A 23,785-nucleotide genomic window follows, 5' to 3' on the forward strand; every position below is an offset into this window, starting at 1 on the left:
CTAGTAGAAGTTAGCGGGATTAAAGGTCGATTGTGAAGCAATCCCGAAGATACTGTTCACCTCTGAAATTTCGTCGTCGCTCACGTCAAAGTAAAATTTAGCTTGCTCGTCAGTGAGACCGTATTTATCGATTGCTCGCTGGAACGTGCTTTTAATGTTTTCAAGCTCCTGCTGAAATTCTCGCTCAGATGTTCCCTTTCGCAGCTTCGTGGCCGCGCCACTAAGTATCTTGACGTCGGTCTCCGAAAGGACGCCTGACATGAGGTCAAGGTTCTCGAGTGTAAGGCTATTGACTAGCTGATCGTATGCGGCATCAAAGCCAGTAGCACCTCCGGATATGTAGTTGTAGGCTTGCCCGAGTGCACCTCCTTGAAAGTTTACAATGCGTGATCCGATCGGACCGACAGACTGACTAAATGCTGGATGATTGAGGACCTCATCAACCATCTGGATGTTTCGCAATGCCGCCTCAACTTCCGCCTCCTGTTTCTTCTGCTGCAGCTCCTTAGCTTCCATGCTTTTATCGTCTGCGGCGTCCAGGGCCTCTTGGCGAGCGCGTATCTGGTCATACGCGTTTGCAATACTCGCCTCTGCCTGCATCCGATCGAGCCGGCCGATGTAGTCGCCAGCAAGAGACAATGCACTTTCCGACGTCTGCGCTTGTGTGATGCGCGTAACGACACTGTTCGGCGCGCCGTTGATGGCTGCCTCTTGGGCGAGTGCGAGCACCTGCTTTCGCTCATCCTTTCGCTCAGCCAAAACACGAGCACGCTCGCCGATGTAGAGGGCGAGATTGTCCGCGGCCTTCTTGTCGCGCTTCTCCAGCTCCTCCTTATTCTCGGTGTATTCAAACTGGAGGCGCTGCAGGTCCGCCTCCTCATCGGAGAACTCGCGCTCAACGGTGCGCTCGGCCGTCTGCTCGGCAAGCGTGATGTTGCCCTGGAGCGCCTGTGCAACAGACGTCAGCGCACCGATCATCACCGCGCTCTTCCGCTGCAAGAAGTCCTGCCGGCCGGTGATGAACTCTTGAGGACGCGCAACCCCCTCCTCGTTGACGATCGCCTCGTTGAAATCTCCCTGGAGCTGAGCGATCTGCAGGTTCAGCTCCCGAAGGCGCTGCCGATCCTCGGGGAGGCCAAGCTCCTCTTCCACCTCCGTCTGACGGGCTCCGCGTGTTCCCAGCGTGTCCATCGTGTCGGTGATGTCGCCGCGCAAGCTCTCGCGCTCTTGGTCGAGCGCCGATGTGTCGGGCGACAGAGACTTTACGAACGCACTGAAGTCGGTGAGCGGCGTTGCCGGCGCTTCGGTGAGGTTCGTCGTGGGCGACGAGAGCGCTGAGGCAGAGAGCTGATTTGCGGCGCTGAAGGTGGGGGTCGTGAGGTTCACCTGTGGTGCAGGCGAAGTGGCGGTGCGATCCGCATCGCCTTCGATCGTATCGATCGCCTTCTCTCGTAGTGTGTCGGTGAGAGCCATAGACTATTCCAGTATACCAAACTCCTTCAGCACATTTTCGATCTCAGCCTGCCGCGTGCGGATATTGGCGATGATAGTGTCGCGGCTCATGTCGTCGATCGCGCTGTTATCGGCGGCGGTAAGGCTGTCGAGTACCTCGATCTGATCCGTGAGATTGATCTCTTTGCTGTCGAGACCGGTGTGGCGGTGCTCAATGAACTCGCGCTTTAAGCGATTAAAATTCGAAACGAGTTGCTCAAATGAAGGCATGACTAGGAAAGTGATAGGGACAATAGCTCGGGCGTCTGTGTGCTATCCGCGGCGGCGGTCAACTCGAGGCGGAGCTGGATCGTCGCCACATCGCCGGTTTGTGCGACGTCGTTGATCTTCGAAACAGAACCATAGGTCGCATAGTCGAACGTGCCGATGTCACTCCACGGGTCGTCGAGCTGCTCGCGAAACTTGAGCCGCACGCCTTGGCCGGCCGAGAGCTTCTTCGCGAGGTTGATGTTAGCCTGCATGAAGGATGCCTTCTCGAGCGGCGTTCCTACCGTGAAGAGCGGTGTCTCGAGCACAGTCGTGTAGCCGTCGCAGCGAATATCGGAGATCAGATCCACACCGTTGTCGGTGCCATCCGTCCAAGAGGCGAGATACTGCCCCTCCCCGATGTTGAGGACCGATCCGATCTCTACGCCATCGTCGCCGGCAGAGAGCACGTTCTTGAGCGTCATGGCGCCATCCTTGTAGCCGTAGACGCCGCAATTCTCTGTGCCGCTCGTTGGAGTGCCGATGCCGAAGAGAAGCTCGCCCTCGAGCGCGTCGACGGCGTCAGGATGAAGATCCAGCTCCGCGGCGATGGTGCGGACCTCGCGCTGAAGCTCAAGCGTGGTGAGGTTTGACGCGTAGACGCGACCATTCCGACGATCGACCAGGGAATAGAGGACGTTACCGTTCTCGATCGTCTGCCAAATGCCGTTCCCCTTCGTCCGCTGCGGAATATTGAACGACGGCGAGACACGATCCCACGGGAATAGCTCCGCGCGGTTGCCGCGGTTCCGCACCTCCGAATAGTAGGTGCCGATGACGAGGTAGGTGCCGATCTCCGCGAGCGTCGACGCAACATAGCCTTCCGGAAGGTCGAGCGCCGTAGCGTTGACGGTGTAGGTGTTGCTGTCGTTCGGATCGAACGTCTGGCCGGCAACCTCTTGCACGGACATGATGTACCGGCCGTCGGTGATGTAGAGGACGTCATCCTGGCCGACGCGCATGACATGCGGCAATCGGATCAGGTTGCGTCGCCCCTCCTCGAACTCAGCCCAATCCTCGTACCAAAAGCTCTCGATGTCATAGACGTGCAGGTGGTCGTCGTCGGCCTGGAACAGGTGCTGCTTCCAGAAGCCAAGGCCCTGGCAGTCGGACGCCTCGGACCAATTGACCGCGCCGTTCTCCTCCTGGCTCCAGGTGCCGTCTGAGACCCGTCGGTAGAGCAGCCCGCTATCATCGGCGCCGAAGACGCGATTGTTGCTCTCGTCGTGGCACATGAAGCGCATGAACTCCTCAATGACCTCGCCGCTCTCCTTCACGGCCTTGGGGCCACAGCGAAGCACGCCTGGCTTTGAGAAGATGTCCGCGTTGCGGACCATCCCACAGCCGACAAGAGCCGACGGCGCTATGCCGTCCCTCCACGTGTCGTAGTCGATTGTGAGGACGCCATTCTTGAACATCTAGATAGATTATTAGGCGAGTGCGGACGACGAACGAACTCGGAAGATATTGCCGACGTTACCCGCATTGCCATCATCGCCCGGATCTTCACCGCCTGCTCCGGCGCCACCTGTACCGCCCGCGCCAGCAAGAGCTTGAACCGTCCCTACTGTGATTGAGGTGTATGCGAGCACAATAACTCCTCCGGAGCCACCGGCTCCGCCGCCACCTCCACCACCATTAGATCCTCCATCGGATAAAGCAGCACCACCATTTCCTCCATCGCCGCCATTCGCTTCGATAATCCCGTTGTTGACGACCGAATTCGCGATGATCCAGACCACCCCTCCGGAGCCACCGGCTCCGCCGCCACCTCCACCGGCAGCGTCGGTTACACCTCCACCGCCGCCACCTCCACCCGAACCGGCTGAGGGCGAAAGGCTTGCGCCACTTGTTGCACCAAGGAAGTTGAATAAGAATGCTGCCCAATCTTCCGGCGTATTCGCGGCAACGACTTCGCTATCGCCATCACCTTTGGACAGCGATAGCGTCTCAGGAGTTGCCGTGCCGGCAGCTCCAGCGGCGCCTCCGGATCCACCACCGCCAGATGCTGAACCTTGGCCGGCGCCGCCAGCCACACCGCTGACACCCAGCGAAGGGTTCGCAGCAACGCCATTGTCACCGGCGCCGCCATTCACACTCGTTGCGGTACCACCACCATTTCCTCCATCGCCGCCATCCGAACCGGCCGCCAAAGTCCCGCCCGCGGCGCCTCCTCCTCCGGAGCCACCGGCTCCGCCAGTAGTCGAACTTGGCGCGTCGCCGCCGACACCGCCCGGACCACCGTTGTTCCTAATCGTTCCATTGTTAGTGAGTGTGCCTGAGACATAAATGCGATACCCTCCAGTATTAAGCACCGCACCCGCCTCGACTATCAGATTCGTATAGTACTTATCTTCAGTGAGAGTTACAGAGCCCGAGATCGTTGCTTCGCCGTCATGGCCGTCTCCAAACGGAAGAACTCCACCGCCCGCTCCAACAGCGTTGTCAACATAAGACTTAACAGCTCCTTGGGTCGGTAGCCGACTGTCGCTAACAGCGGCCAACGTGGGATCGTCGTCGACGACATCCGGCCGAAAATTGGTCGTGTCGATGTTCTCGATGGTGTTCTCATCGGCATCGATTGTCTTGTTCGTGAGCGTGGCCGTCGCTGCATTCTTGGCAGCGTCTGACGTGTTGTCGACGTTCCCGAGGCCCAGCTGTGACTTGGTCACCTCATGGGGATTGTCAGTATCCGCAATGTGCGCGTCGGACGTCGCTTTCGATGCCGCCTTGTCGGCTCCGGTGATGCCCGAGAGCTTGTAGTCGTGGGAGGTCTGGACCGCTGAGCCGTCAGCACCGACCTTTGCCTCGAGCGCCTCAACGGCGCCGGCGATGTCGTTGTGCTCTTCCGGATGCGTATCCTTTACCGGCGTTGTGTTCGCCCAGTCCTTCTTATGCGTATTGAGTGATGTAGGAAAATTTTGCGCCACGATAATGAAGAATTAAACGGCCTCTAGATCCCAATCGGTGACCGCACCGAGTTGGCCGGCATATACCGGAAGGCCATCAAAGAACTCCGCCCCGGCCGTCAGTAGCGCCTGTCCAGCAAACCACGTGCTTCCTGGAAGGGCCTCATTTGTCCATTCGGCTAGTGGCATAATTATATCACTTCAGCAGCCGGATCATCGACCTGGCTCCTGTGCGTTTCCGGGTTCATCTCCGCGAAGCGCTTCTTGTAAAAGCCCTTGATCGCCAGCTCGTACCGAGCCCAGCGCCGCTCTTGCAGCGTGGTGTTCTTCAACGTCTTGTCACCGCCGATGTGGACGGCTGCACCGGTTGGCACCGCGCCGTGAAACTCAGAAGCAAAGCCTGGCGTCTTCGTCGTGTCGGTGGAGACGAACTGCATCGTGCCGCGGTCGAACTGGACCCGCAGCGAGGCGTCCTGCCCGTAGCTCGGCCCGGGGTAGAGCTTCAGGATGCCGGCAACGAGCCGGTAGTAGGTCGGATTGCCCGGTGTCGACTGAAACTCGTTCTCGGCGTGCGTCGCTGTGATCTCCTCGAGCGTGATGGGGTCGAGGTCACGCCAGAAGCCACTCTCGTCCTTTACGGACACGCGGCGGACGGTCAGCGCCTCTGAGGGCAGCGTGTACTTCTGCTGAGAGGCGACGAGCGCAGCCGTGGCGGACGGCAGGTCGGTCTGATTGCCGTCGTCGAATTGCCAGCCACCGTACGCCTCAAAGATCCAGGACCAGATGATGCGGAGCGCTTCGTTCGCGGCGCGTGTGATCTTCTTCAGGTGAGCAGTCGGGTTCAGCCCCGTCGCGTCGACGACGTATGAGACGATATCCTGTTCGTCGCTGTGGGAGTTAAATTGCATGGATGCTGTAAACTAAATAATATCATAGCAAAGTGGGAATTTGTGAGTCGGCTGTTTGGTACCGGAAGAAGCGACGGGGGCAACCTTGGCCAGCGATGCACTTGAGAAGAATGCCGCCGCCGATACTCAGTGGTACGACGATTTCATTCCGGCTCGAGGTTACAGGCTCAGGCTTCAGTCTATCAAAGCGGTGTACCGAGAATTCCAGAAACTCACTGATGCAGAAGGCACCCGCATACTCAACGATATGCCCAAAAACGAAGGGGAGACAGACGAAGAACTCGCCGCACGAAAAAACTCCATCAAGGAAAATGCATTTCGAGTTACAGTCTCGATTATTGGCTCCGATGGTGAATCGACATACGGAGAATTTGAATCAATATTTGATTCAGACAGCATTCCCAACCAAGTCAAAGCAATATACTTTACAAACATTACCGCCTTCAGACGAAACGCAAATGGCACTGATCCGCTAAATCAGTTCACAGTTACGCTGAGCTTCGAAAAGCCGCCGCTCTTCGATCCGCAGACACCGGTGTCACATGCCACACCGAATAACAGCCATGTCGAAATTCGCGCTCACGACAATGGCTATTTTCGCGCAGCACGAAATATCGTGGATAGCAAGCTTAAAGCCGATCGAATGTGGCATGCGCCACTCCACGGAAAAGGCATATATGATGCGGGACTGTGGTTCGTAGCACTGCCTCTTTCCCTCTATTTCGCCACCATCTATATGGATTATTTTTTCCCTCCCGATGGCACCTACTCGAGCTTCCGCATTCCCTTTTACGTCTACGTTGTCGGGCTCGGATTGGTACTCTACCGGATACTCACAGGGTATTTCAAATGGGCATTTCCCGTGAACGTTCTAGAAGAGAACAGGGACAGCGCAACAAAGCACCGAGTGCTGCTCGGTGCGATTGTCGTGGGGATTATTGTGTCGACAGTGAACTCTTTGGTCGAGAGACTGCCCTGGTTCTAGTCGCTCTTCGATGCGTTAATGCGCTTGATGAGGTCGGCCTTCTTGCCGCTCGTGCTGAGATCGAGCTTCTGCGCAAGCGCTTTGAGCTGCGGGACGGTCATCGCCTTCAAGTCTCCAGCGGCAAACGCATCTCCCTTGGTGTCTCCAGACGCATCACCAGCGCCCTCCCCTTGGTCAACCGATGCATGGGTGTCCGGTAGGTCGGATTTCGCTGCATGCGTGTCAGGGAGCCCCTCTGGCCCGTCTTCCGGCTTCTTTTTCGGCTCACGGTAACCCACGGCCTTCTTCAGCTCGCCCTCGCTCGGCATATCGGACAGTTCTTTGGTCCGGAAGCCGCGGTTCACGTGCTCTGCGACGAGCGCGCGCTGAATAACAAACTCCTTGCCGTCGCTGCGCACGACGGTCACGACGGCCTTAGTCTTTTCCATAGGGTGTTTTAAGTTATGGGAGAATTCCCGCTTCATACATTAAACTTCTGACGAATAAACTCGCGGTACTCCTCCTGGCGCTCGATCTCCACCTCAAGGGCGTCGACCTTCACCTTTTCCCGCGCGTATGCCTGCTTATCCTCGTCCGACGCGTCGTCAGGCGGGACCGGCAGCTCCTCAAGTTGCAATCGCATATACTCGAGTGCAAACTTCTTCTCTACTATAGCACTATCAATACGGAAGGCTGCATCTGCCTTCACCGCCTGCTCATAGGCCAACTTATCATTGAGCGGGCTTTTCACTCCTTTGTTTCCTTTTTCCATGTTGTTTGAGTTTACGGATATATGACTGGTAGTCCCGATCGTTCTTCGGGTGCGGAATGCGCCCCTCAGCGATCGCCTTGTCGAGTTCTCGCTCAACGTACGCGTCGACCTCCTTCGCGACCTCAGGGTCAACAACGATCTGTGTGGCGTCGTAGAAGCCGGCGTCGATCATGTTCTGAAGCCGGCCAGCCTCTTTGAGCGCCTTGTCCCGTTCCTCGCCCTCCAGCTGCTCCGCCTCCTTCCGCAGCTCGGCCACAGTCTCTCGAACGCGGATACGCAGGTCGGGCGCCACATACTCACGCTTGAAGAGCCGGTCCCGCAGCTCCTTCGGGACGGAGTCGTTGATGTCCTGGATTATCTTGCGGGTGCGCTTGTTCATGATCCGCCGATGAGATTGTTAAGCGCCTTCTGCTCGTGCGGCTGCAGCGTGTCGCGGTTCAGCACGCTCATATTGCGGGGCATGACCGACGTGTCTGCCGCCTTCACCAGCTCGTCGTAGAGCTGGGCCTCGAGCTTTCGGCGCTTTGCCGTTGCTGAGCGAAGGGGCGCATCCTGCGAGCGGTCGCCCTTGTTGACCGCCTGATAGAGGGCTGGGTCGACGGGGACCTTCTCCTCGAGCGCCTGCTTCATCTTCCGATAGAAGGCCTCGGTGATGGCGCCGAGGTACTGTGGCCGGTGCTTCCACTGGCCATCCGACGCGTACAGCTCCCATGCGGCAGCGCCCGTGGCCATGGTGATCTGGCCGTTAAACTTGCGAAATAAGTAAATCATGGTGTGATGTTGAACTGTGGATAAGTTGCCGGTCGTTTCCATTGCGGACCGCCCAACCGCAATGGATGGGAGGGCGGTCAGCGACCGGCTGTGAGCCTACGACTCGTCGTCGGCCACGCTCTCTTCCTCGTCCGCAAGGATCGTCACACCTGCTCCTGGTCGGAGACATGCGACGCCGTAGATGATGTCTACGACTGTGAGCCAAGCGAGGTTCTGCACGAGGTAGTCGGTGGCGATGTCGATGCCGTTCTCGCCATCCGTGTGCATCGCGAACGCGAACGCATCCTCATGCAAGAGCATGTTGGACACGACGGTCGCCGCGACAGGGACACGCGGAGAGACGTAGAGCGGGATGCCGTAGAGCCGGCCCATGTAGGACTCGGACACGGCATCAGCGCCGAAGTTGCCGTCCTTCACCGGCTGCATGCCAGACTTCTGCTTCTCGTAGTATTTCGAGATACCGAGAAGCTGCATCCAGTAGACAGTCGGATGGAAGAAGAACGCCATCTTCGAAAGCTCAAAGACTGAGCCATCCGTGTTGGTAAGCGTGTTGATCGAGGATCGAACGGTGAGGTCCGATACCGCGGTCGTGCCGCTGCCGACGTCCGTCGTCGTGAGGGACGATACGAGCGCAAATAGGCTCGTCTCGACAGCAGCAATCAACAGGTCACGCGCCTGCTCAGCGTATTTCTCGTTGAGCGGGTAGAGGCGCGAAATCTGCTTCATCGTCTTCTTGCCGATCACGAAGGCGATGTACTTGTGCGTGTTGACGTCCAGCGTCTTGTTCGCTGGAGCCGGCGACTCGTCCACGACACCTGCACCCTCGGTCGACTGCGTCTGCACGCTGAAGACGTTGGTGTAGATGTTCGGGACGTTGATCGTGTCACCGCCGTCCACCAGAAGGTAGGACAGGTCCTGCGCGAAGTTCAGAATAGACATCTGAGCTTGCTTCAGATCGTGAATGATCGGGGACCAGACCTCTTTGATGAACGGGTCCATGTTCGCCTTGGTGAAGGCGTCAGTGGGTGATGCGAATGCCACGTTGAATTATGGATTAGCCGACGTTGTGTCGCTTGCGGGTTGCATCGAACGCGCCTTGCTTGTCCGCTTTCGATGACTTCGGGTCGGTCGTGACCTCACTGAAGGTTTTACCCCTGTACACAACGCCAGCGCCGCCCTTCGGCGTGTTCGCCGCGACGCGATCCTTCGACTGGAGAACCTTGATCATCGCCTTCACTTCGGGACGCTTCAGCACCTTTTCATCAGGCACCTTTCCGCCGTTGTAGCGGAACACTGCGTCCACCTGCTCCGGAGACAGCTGGTGTTCGTAACCGAACGACCGCTTCTCCTCAGACTGAATGATCTTCTGGCCCCACTCGGGGATTTCCTCGCCTTTGGGCTGCTTGGTAGTGGGCTCCTTTGGCTGCTTCGGCGCCTTGCCTTTGCCTTTGTGCTTGGCAATCGCCTTCTCAGCCTTCTTGAGGCGCTTGATCGCGTCCTCATGAGAAAGGTCGGCGTAGGGATCATCACCTGGCTCGTCCTCTTCCTCCTCTTCGGATTCATCGGCCTCGTCAGGCTCCTCCTCTGCTTCCTCCTCTTCCTCGTCGACCTCCTCCTCTTCGGGAAGGTCCTTGTCGATTTCTTGCTCTACCATAATCGCTAAAAGGGTAAACCCGATTTGCTAAAGCGCGGGCTCGCTCGTGTAATGCGTGGTTATTCTGCCGAACACCCACTAAACGGCTAGTCCAACTGCTCATCCTCTGCGCGATGCTCTCGCACACGACTGAGCGGCTGGATCAGGTTCTCTTCGATTATATCAGCTGCGCGGTTCGCCGCCTCGACAGCTATGCCCATGTCGACGTTCGAGCCTTTGAGCTGTCGGGTATCGGTGAGGTGCGCGGTGAGGCGCCGGAGATAGCCGACCAGCACCTCTCCCTCGCTACTCTCAGCGAGTAGCTCGAGGGTCTTCTGCTCCTGTTCGTTACGCTGCAACATCGATTGAAGGGGTTACGGGGCTGCTAGTGGGGACCGGCCGTGCGGGTGCCTGCTGCGGGAGCGCTGGCTGCTGCTGCGGCTTCATGCCGGCGATCATGCGGAGGTTCTTGCCCGACAGCGCCATGATCTGCTCGAGGACCTTCTCAGACCGAGGATCTCCTGCCTGCTGCAGCGCCTGCCAGAAGGTGACGAGCGTCTGCATGTCAGCGCCGACGTTCTCCTGCTCACCGGTGATGATGAGCTTCGTGTGGTATTTCACCTGGTCGTAGAAGCGATCAGGGATGTCGACGACAAGATACGGCGAACGCGCCAGCTCCTCCCGCAGCTCCGCCTCGATCTCGGCCTTCGACACGACCTTGCCGGCGAACACGTTCTGCGCCTTTCGGTCGTTGACCTGGGTGTAGATGAAGGCCTCTCGCAGAAGCTCCGCATCCTCATCGGTGTATGCAAACGTGAGCGAGTGCTCCTTGCGGGTCTTCTTCTTAAAGATCTCGACCTGCTGATTGAAAAAGGCACGCTTCAAGAACAGGCCGAAATTCTCCCGCTTCTTGCCGTAGTGCTTCTGGAGTGTCCGGTCGAGCTGCACCTGTAGGGAGAACGGCGTGCCGGCTTTCGGGCTTTCGCCGGTCGCCGCCTCGTATGTGAAGGACGTCTTGTCGGCGTTGTTCTCAATTGTCTGGTCCCAGGCATTGAAATCACCGAGGTGCTGGGTCTGCGTGTTCACGGGGGTGATTTGTCCACCAGGACCGACCTTGATGACGGCGCCGTCCGCCACCTCCTTAGCGAGATTGTTCGCCACCGCATCGTCAGTTGAGGTGAACATCCGCTTCGCAGCCCAATACATGGACTTCTGACGGAGGTGCGTGGAGACGTTTCTTGCGAGCTGGTTCTGGAACTGGTTCTCCATCTCACCGACACCCTGCCAGCGGCCATCCTGCCTCTGCCAGTGCGCCTCCTCGTACGGGAAGTCGTCCTCGTCAATGAACTCGGCAAAGACGAGCGCGCCGTTCTTCTCCTTCTTGTGGATGTCGGTGTTCACGACCGATATGCCGAGGCGCCACTCGTCCCAATCGCCATCCTCTGGCGTCTCGTCATTGGCGAGCTTGACGTGCGCCGGTGTGATGAGGCCATAGCGCTCATAGACGGCTCCCTGCAGGTCACTCTCCTCCAGCCCGCTCAGGTTCCAGTCTGGGTACGCCTCCATCTCCTGGGGCGTCATCTGAAGCGCCTCGATCGCGTAGCCGCCACTCATCGCCGCCTTCTTCAGGCTCTCAGCGTTCTGCGTGTTGATGAGGCGGCCGATCGGCACGCGCATAATCTCGTCGCCGACACGCTTCCCGACACACGTGCCATACCGCGGCAGGTCGGCGCCCCAGCTGTTGATGACCTGGCCGTAGTCGTTGTCCTGCACGTACTGCTGGAAGTCGCGCGACATGAGCCACGGGGACCAGAGATCGGAGGTGCTTGGGAGAAACAGGAAATTGGCGATGTCGATGTCGATCTGCATCTCCGCCACGTCTGTGCGGAACTTGCCCTCGTTGAGAAAGATTTTTTGGCGCCCCTCGCTGTCGTACTTCCCGCTGCGGAACTGCGAATTGTAGTACAGGTCGATGAGCGCAACGTTCTCACGCTGACTGAATTCATACGTGAACTCCCGACGCCCCTGCTCCTCAGGCACGACAGTGATTGGAATGCGCTTCGTGTAGAAGTCTGCAATCTCCTGGCGGATTTGCTTAATGAGATCGCGTTCGCGTTTCATGCATTGAAATTATATCACGCGCTTACCGACCAAGATGGTAGCGGTTACGCGTCGTACCTGAATAGTGTACCGAGTGCCACTCGTTGGGGTCACGATCCTCGGCGTGGAGGTATGGCAGTATTCTCGCATTTTCAGGCGGGTACCGCTTCAGCATCCGGCCCATGAAGACGTTGCCGGTCGTATCCACAGCCTCCCCGAGGTCGGCGGGTGAGAGCGCAGCCAGCTCGTCGATGCAGTGACGGAGAAATGGGATACCCTTCGCCGCGGCCATCACCGGCGCGGCGTTCTCAGCGTCGTAGCGAGCAAGCAAGAGCCGCTCATGAGCCGTCGGCTCTCTGGTCCCGATCTTCGCCAGCAGCGCCACATGATGTTCGGTATAGAGGTGGCCCGTATTCAGCGCGAACAGCTCAATGTCGCCGTGGAATGGGTCATCCTCGTCAATGCTGCGGAGACATACCGAGTCCGCACCTGGCATGTAGCCGCCCTCCTCATAGAGGATCTCGTATCGGATTATGTCGGCAATGACGTGCCACGCAAACAGCGTCGCCTTCTCGCCACGAAACACCTTGCCACGGGCAGATGCGAACGTGTCCTGCCCAAGCTGCTTGAGGGTGAACCCGCGTGCCAGATGGCTCTCTAGTGATTGTCGGCTAATGAGGATCTCTTTGCCATCATCACGGACCACCGTCGCGACATCAGCGCATTGCCCCTCCACCTCCTCAGTGTAGCGGCGCACATACTCATCGATGAGGTGTTGGTTCTTCCACGTCCTGCCAAACACACGTTCGTTATCCCACAGCTCGTAGCGCCATGTGGGGTTCAGTTCCCGCCACGTGTCCATCCACTTAGTCGGGGGCGGCAGCGGTCCGATCCACACCTGATGAATGATTTTCGGTATTTTCATAGTTAGTCGAGTTCGGGGTTGGCTCCAGCAGGTGACGGGCGGCGCTCACGATTCAGAATGATTGTCACCGGATCCTGTGCCTTCTTCACCACGTCCTTGCCTTGCAGCTCGAATAGCATGCGCATCATCAAGATGTCCGCAAAATCAGGCGATCGACCAAGGCGCTCTTTGATATCGCTCTTCGGGATGACCGCGTGCTTCGTGCTTTGCCCCGACATGTCCACACTTAGTATGTGATCGAGTTCCTCTTCCAGATCGCTGAGTGCGCGCTCCTCGGTGTAGCCCTCGATGTTTGACTTAAAATATCGCAGGTCAATCGACATGAGGTGACCATTTACCAGTTCTGCGAGCCGGAAGTAACACTGTGACCTCAGGTTGGCGAAGTTGGCGGCCACCATTTTTCCAGTCAGACTATCGACTATCTCCAGCGGGCGAGATCCGCCCAAAAACCCCTTAGTACCGCGCAAATTGTCAACCACACCGCCACCAACCCCATCTTCGTCTGACAGGATGTGCGAGAACGGGATGCGGCTTTCCGCTGCCTGGTCCTTGATCTGCTTGGTCGTGACCTCGATACCCTGGTATGTGTTGACGGTAAGGCCTACCAAACACAGGCCTTCAAACTCTCCGAGCACGATCTTATCTCCACCGAACCGTGCGATGTCGTTGATCAGAAATCGGTTTGTTCCCGCATCGATTGTGTTCGTCTTCAAGTCGAGGATCGCGTCGTAGTCCATGAGCCGGTTCGGGTCGGCGTCGTAGTCAAAGTTACCGTACAGAAGCCGCTCCCGTGTCACCTTGTCAGCACGCTTCAGGTTTTCGATATAGGCATCCGGCAGGTGTGGATTGTCTCCTGGTAGTGCGCGGATGAACTGGCGGTGGGGCGGAAGCACACCCTCCTTCCACGGCTTATAATAATTGCGATGAACGTGTCCCTTATTCGGGTTAAACGTCTCCAACCAAAAGGGCTTCACCTCCAGTCCGTCCAGCTTGTTGTGCCGACCAACACGCGTCTTCAGGATAGCAATCCCCTTCTCAGGGCTTTCGTTACTCTCCTCCGCCCACGCCCACGTGAGGTTCAGCGAACCAAACCGCGTAAACTCTGGATCTTGTGGGGATGCCGCCATGTCGAGCAGCAAAACCTCCGAACCGTTCGCGAAGCGAATGATGTTGTCCTTGGCATCGTAAGTGTAGTCCGAGCCAAGGTCGTATCCGATCTCCGCGAAGATCGTGAACATCTCCGCAAGAGTAGTGATTCTAAGCGTCTTCAGCTCCTTTCGGCCAATTGCACCTCGCGATGTTGGGTACTTTTCAGCGATGGCAATAGCGAGGTAGCAGCCTAGTCGGGTCTTTCCGCCTCCAGCGGCACCGCCGTAGCCCAGCTCGGTTACACTTTCGCTTTCATAAACTTCCCACGCCTCAGATTGCTTAGGAAGCAGTTGTATCTTTGCGGTGCTCAGAAGCCTTTTGAATAATTATCGTCTTGATACCCTCACCGTCTGGACCACTATGCTCATTCAGACGCGGCAAAATGTTTGTGGATAGCTTTAAGATGAGGGCCTTCTTAAATTCCTTATCGTCCTTGTACTCTTTGCTATTTCCTTCAAGTATTTCCTTTATTTGCGTCAGCGCGAGGGAGCGCACTGAAGCCGCCAGCTCTCTATCCTGAAAACTCTTTCCTCCCTTTCCTGTTCCACTTGACTGCTTCGCCATAAGAGGGGCAACAAACTTGACGCCTTAGTAATATTATATCACGCTTCGTACACCGATCGCTCTGGAAAGCGTGCGTGTAGGTAGGACTTGAACGACTGCCTCTTTATCATCGCATTCGATGACGACAGGTAGTCTGTCTCAGTGATCTCCTGCCCCACTTTGTGCTTCTTCACGTCATCACGCTTCCGTCCACCGGACCTGTATAGGTTGTGGTAGACGGTGCGCATCATGTACTCACGTCCGTCGAAGCGATCGACCATCTCCAACAGCTTTCTCTTGTTGTAGACGGTTGGCACGTGCAGTTCGTAGAACTTCGGCCGCGTGATCCCAAGGCTTTGAAGTAGCTCCCTGGTCGACACCATCAGCTCCCAATAGGCGCGGCGGTGCGGGAACGTGGCCATGAAGGCGTCCATGTCGCCCTGGTGCATGGGGGCGACCGTTTCCTGTGGCGAGAGCACATAGAAGTCGTCGTTCATGAGAATGAAGTCGTCCGAGACGCGCTCATCTCGTGCCGCTGCCAATATGTTGGCTCGCGCATTGGCGTACTTGGTGTCGCGCTGAGGGAGCGAAATGTGGGTCACGTTGCGGACCCACGGCTGTATCTCGCCTGCGATAAAGACGCTGTCGTGGGGGAGGTTCACGAGCGACCGGAGGGAATAGCGCAGTTCCCGATTGTGACCGGCTCGCCTCAGTGGATAGACGATGTCCATAAGACACCGCCATCATACCATGCAGACTGAAGCGTGCGGAATCGAACCGCAGCCACCGCAAGCAAGTCCCAGACATCATGCGCCGGAATTTCACCGGCCAGGGAATCGAACTCCTGTTGCTTGTCGCCCCACACTACGGAGCAGATGGCGCACCTACCGCTTCAGCTGTGATTGTATCAGACAGCGGCTTTACGTATTCTTCTCTCCGGGGAATGGGGAGCGTGACATGATTGGGGCTATTGCGAAGACAGCGCGTGGCGAAAGACCACTCGGAGTAACTTACTGGCTCTGGTACATCGTCCCAGGCATTCCGATCGTCATCATCGATGCGGTTTCGATTGCGCTTTCCGAGGAATATCCGGAAATAATCTACTGGAACGCATTTGCGTTTTGGGCCGCCTTCATACTGCTGCTGACAGCAAAGGCCTTTCTGGTCTACCTGATCGGATACGGAGTCATCCTTTCCGCTCGCAAACGCAAACCGACCGGTTTCTGGGGCTGGATCGCGATCATTATCGTTGTAATAAATATGATCCGGCTTCCGGTTTCGTACTACACCTCGCTGATGACCGCCTTTGAACCGCCTGACCCTAGCGACGCACAGAGTGTCCGTGTCTATCAGGAACAGATGCTCCGACAAGCTAGGGCGCAGACCTCTCTTCCAAAACAAATCGATTCAGTGACCACCCTGGAGGGATTCACTTTCGATGGATTGACCTTCGTCTACCAGTACGCCCTCGACGAGGAGTTTGGTGATCGACTGGACATCGAACGCCTGAAGACACATCGCCTTCCGGAACTCTGCAAAACATTTGCATCCATGCAAACCGATGGCGTGTTGGAGCGCGTCCGCTACGAGTATTCACTCCACGGAGAGACGGTTTCGATGACGATCGATCAGAGCGATTGCGACGGAAAATAAAGCCCCTCTATGAGGGGCTAAGGTACTCCACCGCGTCCTGCGCTCGGGCAGCAGCCGTGAAGATGGCCTTCTTGTCGCGCTTCAGCACGTCGAGCCAGTTGGCCAGATACGAGGCGTGATCGTCCCGCACCTCCGGCGTGATAGAGAGCTTGGCACACAGGAACGCAGCACCCAGCTCCGCAACCAACTCCTCCATGGCGTACCGGTCACTGCCGAAACGCCCTGTGAGGTCACGAGCGAGCCGATGTGGCGCGCCCGTCCAGTGGGTCAGCTCGTGCGAGAGCACACCGTAGAAGGCCTCCGTCCGGCTCCTGGTCTCCGTATCGAAGAACCGATCGCCGTCCGGCATGTGGATCTCGTCGAGCGAGGGCACGTAGCAGGCACGCCCACCGCCCTCCTTGATGGTAGCGCCCGTCGACTGAACGAACGCATCCACCGCCTCGAGGCGCTCAAGGGGAGACATTTCGGGACGAGTGGGTGCCTCGTAGCCGTCGACCTGGCAGGCGTTGAACACCGCACTCCATTTGATGACGTGCCTGGTCTGCTCCTCGCCTTGGTCATCCTCGTAGCGAACCGCCTTGTAGAAGACGATGAGGGAGGACTTCTCGCCCTTTCTGACCTGGCAGCCAGCCTCCTTCCATTGTTTGTAGGTGCCCCACTGGGCCTCATCGAAGCCGCGGAGCTGAGCGACGCACCAGAGCGAAAGGATGTTCACGCCCTGATACTGCTTGCCGCTGACAGCGTTCTCCGGCAGCTGCCCGCCGAAACGGTGCCAAGGCATCTGCATTTCGGCCGGATTGGCCTCGATCGCGTCGACGATCGTCTGAGTCACGTGCTGGTATATGTCAAAAGACATGTCTCACCTCCTCTGACAGCCAACGGAATGCGGGCTGTGGAGAGGAGGCGAGGCTCTGGGGCCATTGTACCAAAAAGCCCCCCGTCTCAGGACGGAGGGCTAATTGGATACGACCCGAGGATCTGAAGACTGGTGACCTGGTCAGTGACCGTACGGCGCGACCGCCGTGCCGGACTCCGATCGATGGATCAACCTGACGCTACCAACTCGATTGATAGTAGATGTCGCCTGGCACCCCACGTTCGCAGTCGTCCACCATGCGGGCGGCCCAATCACGTGTCGCGACCACGTCCTCGAGATAGTGCTGATCGTACTCGGTGCTGCCGAAGAAGAAGCCATCTTGCGTTGGAAGGAGCCGTTTAGCGACGCTCGGGTCCTCAATCACCTTGCCGGGTAGCCTCCGCTCAACACCGTCGGGGTGATCCTTGGTATATGCCGTTCCGCCGTATATGCTCCCCTCAATTAGCTTCGATGCGTCTATCACCTTCGTACATACCCTGAGCAGATCGCGCACTTGCTCACAAGCTACGTAGTACTCTCGACAATCGTCCTGACCATCCTGCACGTTTTTGACGAACCACGCATGAATGTGGTTTGCCTTACGCCAATACATCACCTTTTCCTCGACGGAAGAGATGCGCTCTGGTTGAATGCCTCGCACCGGCTTTCCGCCACGAGCAATCGTCACCTCGTACTGAGCATCTGAATCAAGGTGCTCCCACCTTTCTACATAGATCCTCCTCGTCGCATACATATCTAGTCCCATAGTTCTTATTGTTAGGCTTGCTAAGGCTGACCAGAAGCCAGCCATTGCACTCGTATCAGCCCGCGAAGCTCTACGTAAACGTCTGCTATGGGACGCCTCGAAATCGGGTGGAGTAGAATGACGCGCAATGAGGAGACATCACATCGGCGTGAATCGTATTTCTGCCGAAATTGAAGCGCATAAAAGAAGCTCCCCAGTGCGGGGAGCTTTAAAGTCTATAGGTGCCATTTCGGCGGCAGCTGGACACTACCTTCAGCCGGAATGGACACGTAGCCTGCGAGACCCGCTTCCGTCCGAAGTGGGATGGCGATACGCCCCCGGTGGACGCCACGCGGGGCGAACCCGATGCCTAGGGCCTTGGCGGTTTCTGGTGGGAACCCCAGGGCCTGTACGGCGTCGTGCTCGTGTTGCAGGTATGGAAGCGGTTTGAAGCCACGTTCGCCGCTCCTCGTTTCCTCCTTCTCTTCGGGAACTGGTGCGGGAACGGTCTCCCGCTCGCCGTCGAACAGCTCAGGTGCGAAGCGCTCTGCTAGCTCCTTCACGGCTGCGTATTGGCCGGACTTGCGGACGTGGGCGAGAAGGCCGATGCGATCGCCGCCCTCGCCGGCCGCGTGGCAGTAGAAGCAGCCTGGATCTCCCTTCTTATCCTCAACGTCCAAGCTCACGACGAGCGCGCGCTTGCCGCCGCCATGGACGGGACACTCGCCGCGATACTCGCCGGCGCCAACCTTCTTCATTGAAAGGCCGGCATACTCCATCACCTGCTCGATGGAGACCGCACGCTTCACCGCTGCAAAATCTATGAACTTCGGCTTGGTCATCACAGACCTCCACAGTTGTACAATCCTTTCCCATTGTACCACCCACACGGAATAGCCCGCGTGGTACTATTAGGAAGGTAGTACATCAATGGAGAGCACGATGTCGGATAAGCCGGTGAAGAAATTCCGGATCGGCTACGTCGAAGCCGCGATCTGGGAGAACGAAGGTAACGGCGATCGCACCTTCCACAACGTCACGCTCCAGCGGAAGTACCGCGACGGCGATGACGTCAAGAACACGAACTCGTTCGCGCACGCGGATCTCCTGAACGCCGCGCGCCTCCTGCAGAAATGCGAGGCGTGGATCAGCGACCAGTAATCCTCCCAACTCACCACCTAGCTTCGGTTAGGTGGTCTTTTTTAGTGCCCACGCACCCTTCCCTGCCCGAGCGAGCGGCTCTTCGAACAGATGCGTCATGAGCTTCGGGGGATAGAACGGCGTCTCAAACGCGTTCTCGAGGCCGACCGCGATATACGGGCACGGCCCGATCTGCTCGCCGATGATGCGGAGCGCGCTCTCGGCGTTCCCTGGGTTCACGGTCACGTAGAGCAACATCATCATCGCTTCGCGCTTGTAGGCGTCGCGGTATAGCTTTCGGCCAATGACCTCACGGTACTGGAGCACAGAGCGCTTGAATGACTTCCGGCGCCAGTCAGCCGTCTCCCCGCATTCGGTGTCGCGATCTGCCTCGAGCGCATAGGCGATGAAGGAGCCACCGCCGTAGTCGATGGCGAAGACGGCGTCCGGTGTCAGATTGCGCTCCCGACGGACACCATCAAAGACGAACGGCACGTTCTCGATGCGCGCCGAGCCGGCCCTGGCGAGATACTCGTGGGGCGGGATGTAACGGTAGCCGTTCCGACGGCACATGATGTCGATCGTCGCCGTGATCGAGCTGATCATGAACTGGTGGACCCAGTCGTTGCCACTCGGCCGGACGGCATCAACCCACAGCCCCTCCGCTTTGAGATATGCCTTGCCCTTCTCGGTGAGGTCGTAGACGTGGAAGTGGCCGTTCCGCGTATCCGGATCGGTCGCTCGCTGCTGGATGGGCTTGTAGATCATCTGCCCATCGAACAGCCTGAGGATCTGCTTGTTGAAGTTGTCTCGGTTCTTCGCCTTGTCGTAGGTCAGCTGAAAGAGATACTCCGACGAAAGTGGACCGTGCAGATTGAGAAACTGCATCCACTCGACATCGCGTCGGCGGGCCTTGAAGCTCCGGTTTGGCTTTGAGGTGTGCGAAGAGAAGGTTCGTCGCCCGAGTGTATCGGTCTTGTAACGCATTGATCCTATTATACACGGCGGCACTGACCGATCTGGGCACGTGCGCTGTGCATCCCGACCTTCCGTTGCTTGACACGGGAAGGTCAGATCAATTCGTCCAGTCCATCAACGTTCGGAATGAGTGGCCGTAAGACGGGAAAGTGGCCGCTGAACCAGCATGAGTAGACATCAATTCTCGTTACAGCTCACTCGACGGCTCGACCTCTTCAGCCGTCATCTCCGGCTTCGCCTCTGGTGGCTCAGAAGGATCGATCGAAGGCTCGTAGCCGTACCGTCGCTCCATTTCCGGCCGAATATCGTCTGAGCGCTTCGGTGCGCGCTCAATGACATTTGGCGGGGCAGAGAGAGAATAGGTGCCCTTCCCCTTCAGATAGGCGGCGAAGCAGTGCGGCGGCTGATCGCGGATGAAGTCGGCCGTCGTGTGCATCACCGGCGCGAGCGCCACGGCGTCACGGCCGACCCCGCCGGCGAACTTGATCGCCGTGTTGGCCATGATCGACGCGTACATGGCCGGACTGGTGATCTGCTCGAGATACTGGTGCGCAAGGATGATGCCGATATTGGCCTTCCGGGCCGTCTCCAGCATCTTCGCCAGGTTCTCGTCGAAGTATGCCGTGGCTTCATCGACATAGAGGTAGACGGGCCTCCTGGCGCTTGTGAAGCGCCGCTGGGCCGCCTGCAGGATCTGGGCGATGAAGATGCGGCCAAAGAAGCCCGACGCCCCCTGCAGGAGGTCTGCGTCGGTGTCGATGAGGATGAGGCGGCGCTCCTCCATCTCCGCGAACATGTCGACGGGATTGCGGGTCGCGGTGAAGATCCGCGCAAACGTGGGGTTCTTCATCATCGACCAGACGCGCCAACTTATCTCGCGCTTCGTCTCCGTGTAGGTCTTCTCGCCAAACTCGGTCCGGAAGAACTCACGGGCGGACGGCGAGAGCTGCGCGATCGTCTCCTCGAGCGCCTCGTGCCCCTTCGGAGCGAGCACCTTGAGGAAGGTATCGATGTTGCCACCTGGGACCGCGATCACGAGCTGAATGGCGTACTGGAAGACGAGCTGCTGTTTCGGGGTGAGGTCCGCGGCAATGAGTGAGCCGAGCACGAACTCCAAAAGCTCGATCGTGCTGTTCACCAGCCGCTCGTCGTGCCGCATGCGGTCGTAGCCGACATCGAAGAGGTTGATGCCGAGACTGTGGTGCGGCGTCAGGTACGTGACGTCAGAGAGCGGAATATCGAGCGCGGCCAGCTTCGGGATCATCTGCCGCTGGCTGTCGATCACGATGGCGCAGCAGTCGTCGTCGAGATCCCGCGAGATGAGGTACTGGATGAGGCTCGTCTTGCCGTGACCCGAGCCCCCGACAATGTGCATGTGCTCCGTGCGGCGCTCCAGGTCGATGGCCTCGATCCGCACCGCAAGCGGTAGCAGCGGCGTGTTCTTGAGGTAGGCGATCGCACAGTCGTCGCCGGCATATTCCGACGGCATCAAGCCCTTCTGGGCCTGCAGGTTGGCATCAAGCTGCCGGCGGAGCTTCCGGAAGAAGTCGTGGTCCCCGAAGAAGCCAACGATCAGTTCCTCGACCTCGCCCCTCTCAAGGACGCGGGCGGCCTGGAACGTCCCGCCGCCGACCTCATGCCGCGGCAGCGCGGCCATCAGCACATCGACGAAACGGTCGACCTGCGCCCGGTCGTGAGCGTTGTTGATGTAGGCGGTCAGACGATCGCGATACCGGGCTGCCTCGACCGAATTGCAGATCGGAGGCGGTTCCTCGGGCAGTAGGAAGCCCTCGTCCAGGTAGAGCTTTGAGGCAACGCCGATCAGCTCCTCGTCGCCCAGCTCCTCAACGAAGCGGTCGTAGTAGCGCCCAACGTCGGGCGGAGCGACCTTCTTGGCCTCCGCATAAAGCGCTTGCGTGCGCTCGCGCGCATCCTTCTCCTTCTTCTGCGGCGAGTTCCGGTAGTAGACGTACGCCGCGATCGGGACCAAGCCGATCCCAATGAACGGAGCGGCGATCGCCCCGATCACCAGGAGGAAGATTAACGCACCGATGAACGTGAACGCGAGGATGATGCCGACGACATCCTCGAGGTCAGAGTTCAAAGGAGCTGCTCTTCTCTTCGACCGCCTCGTTCTCCATGATGTAGGCCTTCAGCTCCGGCAGGACGATGCGGAGTTGCTCCTCGTACTCCTTGGCCTCGGCCGGGGTATAGAAGGAGTAGCTGTCGGCCTTGAAGAGGTCGCGGATACGCAGGTTGAAGATGTCCGCCATACCCGGCGTCCATTTTCCATCGTCGCGATGCGCTGGCACGCCTCGCTCGACTACGATCTCAGGACCAAGACCGCGTTCCTTGATGATCTGCGTCTCCTCATCGGAGAATGTCACGTTGAGATCGACAAAGAAGAAGGTGCGCTTCCGGATCAGCCCCAAACGCTCCTCACGATGCTCAATGTTCACCCGCATGTAGCCCTCCCAGCGACGCTGCTATGTGTTGTTCCACAGCCTTACGTTTTGAACTGTAGACTCGCCTAGATTGCTCTACAACCTTGCGCACACGCGTATGGCGTCCTGGGGTAAACAGCGGAACCCGCTCACGTCTGAGATCACCGTCGAACACCATCGCCTGATAGAGCGGTAGCTCATGCATCTTTGGCAGTGTGTTGTTCTCTGGAATGGTGCGGTGAAGGTAGTCGCTATCCTCAATGCCCGTCCGGAACATCACGCGCCGATCGGCATTCCCGATGAGCGAGGAACGCAACTCCTGCGAGAGCTGCGCGAGGTACTGATTGGCCGCGGTGACCGACAGACCATAGCGCCTGCCAGCGGAGACGAGCTGTCGGAGGACCGGCGTATCGAAGTGGTACGCGTCGTCGATGTAGATGCCAAAGGGGATGGGGACCGAGCGACTGTAGGCGATGGCCTGTACGTGCGCGAGGAAGAGCGATCCGAACATCGCGGTCTTGTTGCCGAGCTGCCCCTGCGGTAGCCGCAAAAGGACAATCTTTCGGTCAAACATCATGCGCTTCAGATCGAACGTGCTCCGCTGTCCGATAATGTTGCGGATGCGCGGGTCCTCGCTGAATTCGCCCGCCTTGTTCTCGGTCGAGGATATGAGCTGCTGCCAGTCCTTGTCCTTGAGACCGCTCCAGTAGGACCACTTCTCGCCAAGGACGGGGTCTCGGACATGCTCTAGGACACGGTCGCGGAACGCCCTGTCCGTGAGCATCGGCTCAATCATGAGGAGCGTCGCGTCGGGGTACTCAAGCAGCGCCGCGATCGTGTTGTACGTCATGCGGTCGAGGACCGGCGTGGCCACGCGATCGTAGTTCCAAATGGCCTTGATCGTCTGCGAGAGAATGGCGGCGAGGAGCGGCTTGTTCTCGGCGTTGTGGAGCACATTCCAGCCGACGGGATGCTCGACATCCGTCGGGTCGACGACGAGGCAGTCCTGGGTGCGGTGCTTGGGGATGCGGGAGAGCAGTGCGTCTGCCGCGCTGCCGACAGGGTCGAAGAAAAGGACACCGGCTCCCTGCTCGATGTCCGCTAGCGCTTTGTGGAGAAGGTAGTTGGTCTTCCCCTGCCCTCCGAATACGTGCTCCATACTCCCTTATGGCAGCACCGGACTGAGCGTTTCCCGCGTGCTCAGCGGAGTAGCAAACTCCTCGGGAATGGTGCGGTCGGGTACTGCCGTAAAGGAACGGTCCACTGTCATTGTATCAGTGAACGGTCCCGCGGGTAGCGGGATGGTCGGTGTCCGCACGGGCGATACGCCGTGACTTCCGCGTTTCTCCCCGCTGGGTCGACCGGTAGGCGAGCCGAGGGGCGCTAGGGGCCGAGCGATAGGGAGGGCCAGAAAGGGGGAAGTCACGGCGTTAGCCGTGCGGCAAGGTAACTGGAATGAGGTGGAGTGGAGCGGTATGTGCACCCACGCCGCTCTACCCACAGTAATAGGGTAAGCGCGTGGGCAAAGAAAAAGGGC

General features: G+C 58.4%; 27 protein-coding genes. 3 read left to right on the forward strand and 24 right to left on the reverse strand.

The features are described 5' to 3' along the window. The 5 genes from J2S73_RS14270 to J2S73_RS14290 form a co-directional block, all read right to left on the reverse strand. Positions 1 to 1,473, reverse strand: coding sequence for a coiled-coil domain-containing protein (locus J2S73_RS14270; RefSeq protein WP_306886216.1), 1,473 nt, complete (start codon positions 1,471 to 1,473; stop codon positions 1 to 3). A 3-nt stretch (positions 1,474 to 1,476) separates the two neighbouring features. Next, entirely contained in the window at positions 1,477 to 1,722 is a 246-nt protein-coding gene (locus tag J2S73_RS14275) for a hypothetical protein (protein WP_306886217.1), read from the reverse strand. A 2-nt stretch (positions 1,723 to 1,724) separates the two neighbouring features. Continuing rightward, positions 1,725 to 3,176 carry a hypothetical protein gene (locus J2S73_RS14280; protein ID WP_306886218.1) on the reverse strand — a complete coding sequence of 484 codons (1,452 nt, stop codon included), beginning with the start codon at positions 3,174 to 3,176 and terminating at the stop codon, positions 1,725 to 1,727. A 12-nt stretch (positions 3,177 to 3,188) separates the two neighbouring features. Beyond that, positions 3,189 to 4,688, reverse strand: a complete 1,500-nt coding sequence (locus J2S73_RS14285; RefSeq protein WP_306886219.1) for a hypothetical protein — start codon at positions 4,686 to 4,688, stop codon at positions 3,189 to 3,191. Positions 4,689 to 4,858: 170 nt separating this feature from the next. Beyond that, positions 4,859 to 5,575 (reverse strand): phage adaptor protein, encoded by a 717-nt coding sequence (locus J2S73_RS14290; protein WP_306886220.1) that lies wholly within the window; start codon positions 5,573 to 5,575, stop codon positions 4,859 to 4,861. A 55-nt stretch (positions 5,576 to 5,630) separates the two neighbouring features. On the opposite strand from J2S73_RS14290, the gene J2S73_RS14295 reads away from it, so the two are divergent. Beyond that, positions 5,631 to 6,560: a hypothetical protein gene (locus J2S73_RS14295; RefSeq protein WP_306886221.1), complete on the forward strand. Its 930-nt coding sequence runs from the start codon at positions 5,631 to 5,633 to the stop codon at positions 6,558 to 6,560. On the opposite strand, the gene J2S73_RS14300 is transcribed toward J2S73_RS14295, so the two are convergent. The 12 genes from J2S73_RS14300 to J2S73_RS14355 form a co-directional block, all read right to left on the reverse strand. Further along, positions 6,557 to 7,024, reverse strand: coding sequence for an SAP domain-containing protein (locus tag J2S73_RS14300; protein ID WP_306886222.1), 468 nt, complete (start codon positions 7,022 to 7,024; stop codon positions 6,557 to 6,559). The two genes, J2S73_RS14295 and J2S73_RS14300, sit on opposite strands and share 4 nt — an antisense overlap. Then, positions 7,021 to 7,290 carry a hypothetical protein gene (locus J2S73_RS14305; protein ID WP_306886223.1) on the reverse strand — a complete coding sequence of 90 codons (270 nt, stop codon included), beginning with the start codon at positions 7,288 to 7,290 and terminating at the stop codon, positions 7,021 to 7,023. The genes J2S73_RS14300 and J2S73_RS14305 overlap by 4 nt, the downstream gene beginning before the upstream one ends. Next, positions 7,271 to 7,690, reverse strand: coding sequence for a hypothetical protein (locus J2S73_RS14310; RefSeq protein WP_306886224.1), 420 nt, complete (start codon positions 7,688 to 7,690; stop codon positions 7,271 to 7,273). The genes J2S73_RS14305 and J2S73_RS14310 overlap by 20 nt, the downstream gene beginning before the upstream one ends. Next, positions 7,687 to 8,124 carry a hypothetical protein gene (locus J2S73_RS14315; RefSeq protein WP_306886225.1) on the reverse strand — a complete coding sequence of 146 codons (438 nt, stop codon included), beginning with the start codon at positions 8,122 to 8,124 and terminating at the stop codon, positions 7,687 to 7,689. The genes J2S73_RS14310 and J2S73_RS14315 overlap by 4 nt, the downstream gene beginning before the upstream one ends. Positions 8,125 to 8,178: 54 nt before the next feature. Next, positions 8,179 to 9,081: a hypothetical protein gene (locus J2S73_RS14320; RefSeq protein WP_306886226.1), complete on the reverse strand. Its 903-nt coding sequence runs from the start codon at positions 9,079 to 9,081 to the stop codon at positions 8,179 to 8,181. Positions 9,082 to 9,136: 55 nt separating this feature from the next. After that, positions 9,137 to 9,736: a hypothetical protein gene (locus tag J2S73_RS14325; protein WP_306886227.1), complete on the reverse strand. Its 600-nt coding sequence runs from the start codon at positions 9,734 to 9,736 to the stop codon at positions 9,137 to 9,139. A gap of 86 nt (positions 9,737 to 9,822) precedes the next feature. Beyond that, a complete protein-coding gene (locus J2S73_RS14330) occupies positions 9,823 to 10,011 on the reverse strand; it encodes a hypothetical protein (RefSeq protein WP_306886229.1) in 189 nt (62 codons plus the stop codon). 52 nt (positions 10,012 to 10,063) lie between these two features. Beyond that, positions 10,064 to 11,836, reverse strand: coding sequence for a hypothetical protein (locus J2S73_RS14335; protein ID WP_306886230.1), 1,773 nt, complete (start codon positions 11,834 to 11,836; stop codon positions 10,064 to 10,066). A 22-nt stretch (positions 11,837 to 11,858) separates the two neighbouring features. Then, positions 11,859 to 12,677, reverse strand: a complete 819-nt coding sequence (locus tag J2S73_RS14340; protein WP_306886231.1) for a glycosyltransferase family 32 protein — start codon at positions 12,675 to 12,677, stop codon at positions 11,859 to 11,861. Between the two features lie 65 nt (positions 12,678 to 12,742). After that, on the reverse strand, positions 12,743 to 13,978 hold the full coding sequence (locus tag J2S73_RS14345; protein WP_306886232.1) for a terminase large subunit domain-containing protein: 1,236 nt from the start codon (positions 13,976 to 13,978) through the stop codon (positions 12,743 to 12,745). Between the two features lie 190 nt (positions 13,979 to 14,168). Continuing rightward, a complete protein-coding gene (locus J2S73_RS14350) occupies positions 14,169 to 14,453 on the reverse strand; it encodes a hypothetical protein (protein ID WP_306886233.1) in 285 nt (94 codons plus the stop codon). Positions 14,454 to 14,491: 38 nt separating this feature from the next. After that, a complete protein-coding gene (locus tag J2S73_RS14355; protein ID WP_306886234.1) occupies positions 14,492 to 15,163 on the reverse strand; it encodes a hypothetical protein in 672 nt (223 codons plus the stop codon). Positions 15,164 to 15,389: 226 nt separating this feature from the next. On the opposite strand from J2S73_RS14355, the gene J2S73_RS14360 reads away from it, so the two are divergent. Continuing rightward, complete coding sequence (locus J2S73_RS14360) at positions 15,390 to 16,085, forward strand: hypothetical protein (RefSeq protein WP_306886235.1); 696 nt, start codon at positions 15,390 to 15,392, stop codon at positions 16,083 to 16,085. 7 nt (positions 16,086 to 16,092) lie between these two features. Here the strand turns inward: J2S73_RS14360 and J2S73_RS14365 are convergent, their stop codons facing one another. The 3 genes from J2S73_RS14365 to J2S73_RS14375 all read right to left on the reverse strand — a co-directional run bounded on the left by J2S73_RS14365 (position 16,093) and on the right by J2S73_RS14375 (position 18,528). Continuing rightward, entirely contained in the window at positions 16,093 to 16,941 is an 849-nt protein-coding gene (locus J2S73_RS14365; RefSeq protein ID WP_306886236.1) for an ArdC family protein, read from the reverse strand. A gap of 199 nt (positions 16,942 to 17,140) precedes the next feature. Next, positions 17,141 to 17,695 carry a hypothetical protein gene (locus tag J2S73_RS14370; protein WP_306886237.1) on the reverse strand — a complete coding sequence of 185 codons (555 nt, stop codon included), beginning with the start codon at positions 17,693 to 17,695 and terminating at the stop codon, positions 17,141 to 17,143. Between the two features lie 227 nt (positions 17,696 to 17,922). Then, entirely contained in the window at positions 17,923 to 18,528 is a 606-nt protein-coding gene (locus J2S73_RS14375; protein ID WP_306886238.1) for a CHC2 zinc finger domain-containing protein, read from the reverse strand. A 100-nt stretch (positions 18,529 to 18,628) separates the two neighbouring features. On the opposite strand from J2S73_RS14375, the gene J2S73_RS14380 reads away from it, so the two are divergent. Then, the gene (locus J2S73_RS14380; RefSeq protein ID WP_306886239.1) at positions 18,629 to 18,847 is read left to right on the forward strand and encodes a hypothetical protein; all 219 of its coding nucleotides are present in this window, start codon (positions 18,629 to 18,631) and stop codon (positions 18,845 to 18,847) included. A gap of 27 nt (positions 18,848 to 18,874) precedes the next feature. Here the strand turns inward: J2S73_RS14380 and J2S73_RS14385 are convergent, their stop codons facing one another. The 4 genes from J2S73_RS14385 to J2S73_RS14400 all read right to left on the reverse strand — a co-directional run bounded on the left by J2S73_RS14385 (position 18,875) and on the right by J2S73_RS14400 (position 23,407). Further along, positions 18,875 to 19,813: a replication-relaxation family protein gene (locus tag J2S73_RS14385; protein ID WP_306886240.1), complete on the reverse strand. Its 939-nt coding sequence runs from the start codon at positions 19,811 to 19,813 to the stop codon at positions 18,875 to 18,877. Between the two features lie 178 nt (positions 19,814 to 19,991). After that, positions 19,992 to 21,908 (reverse strand): type IV secretory system conjugative DNA transfer family protein, encoded by a 1,917-nt coding sequence (locus J2S73_RS14390; RefSeq protein ID WP_306886241.1) that lies wholly within the window; start codon positions 21,906 to 21,908, stop codon positions 19,992 to 19,994. Continuing rightward, positions 21,898 to 22,269 carry a hypothetical protein gene (locus tag J2S73_RS14395; RefSeq protein WP_306886242.1) on the reverse strand — a complete coding sequence of 124 codons (372 nt, stop codon included), beginning with the start codon at positions 22,267 to 22,269 and terminating at the stop codon, positions 21,898 to 21,900. Before J2S73_RS14395 ends, J2S73_RS14390 begins: the two co-directional genes overlap by 11 nt. Continuing rightward, complete coding sequence (locus J2S73_RS14400; RefSeq protein ID WP_306886243.1) at positions 22,253 to 23,407, reverse strand: type IV secretory system conjugative DNA transfer family protein; 1,155 nt, start codon at positions 23,405 to 23,407, stop codon at positions 22,253 to 22,255. The genes J2S73_RS14395 and J2S73_RS14400 overlap by 17 nt, the downstream gene beginning before the upstream one ends. Between the last annotated feature and the right edge of the window lie 378 nt (positions 23,408 to 23,785).

Origin of the sequence: Amorphus orientalis (assembly GCF_030814015.1) — a bacterium.
In the GTDB taxonomy this organism is placed as follows: domain Bacteria; phylum Pseudomonadota; class Alphaproteobacteria; order Rhizobiales; family Amorphaceae; genus Amorphus; species Amorphus orientalis.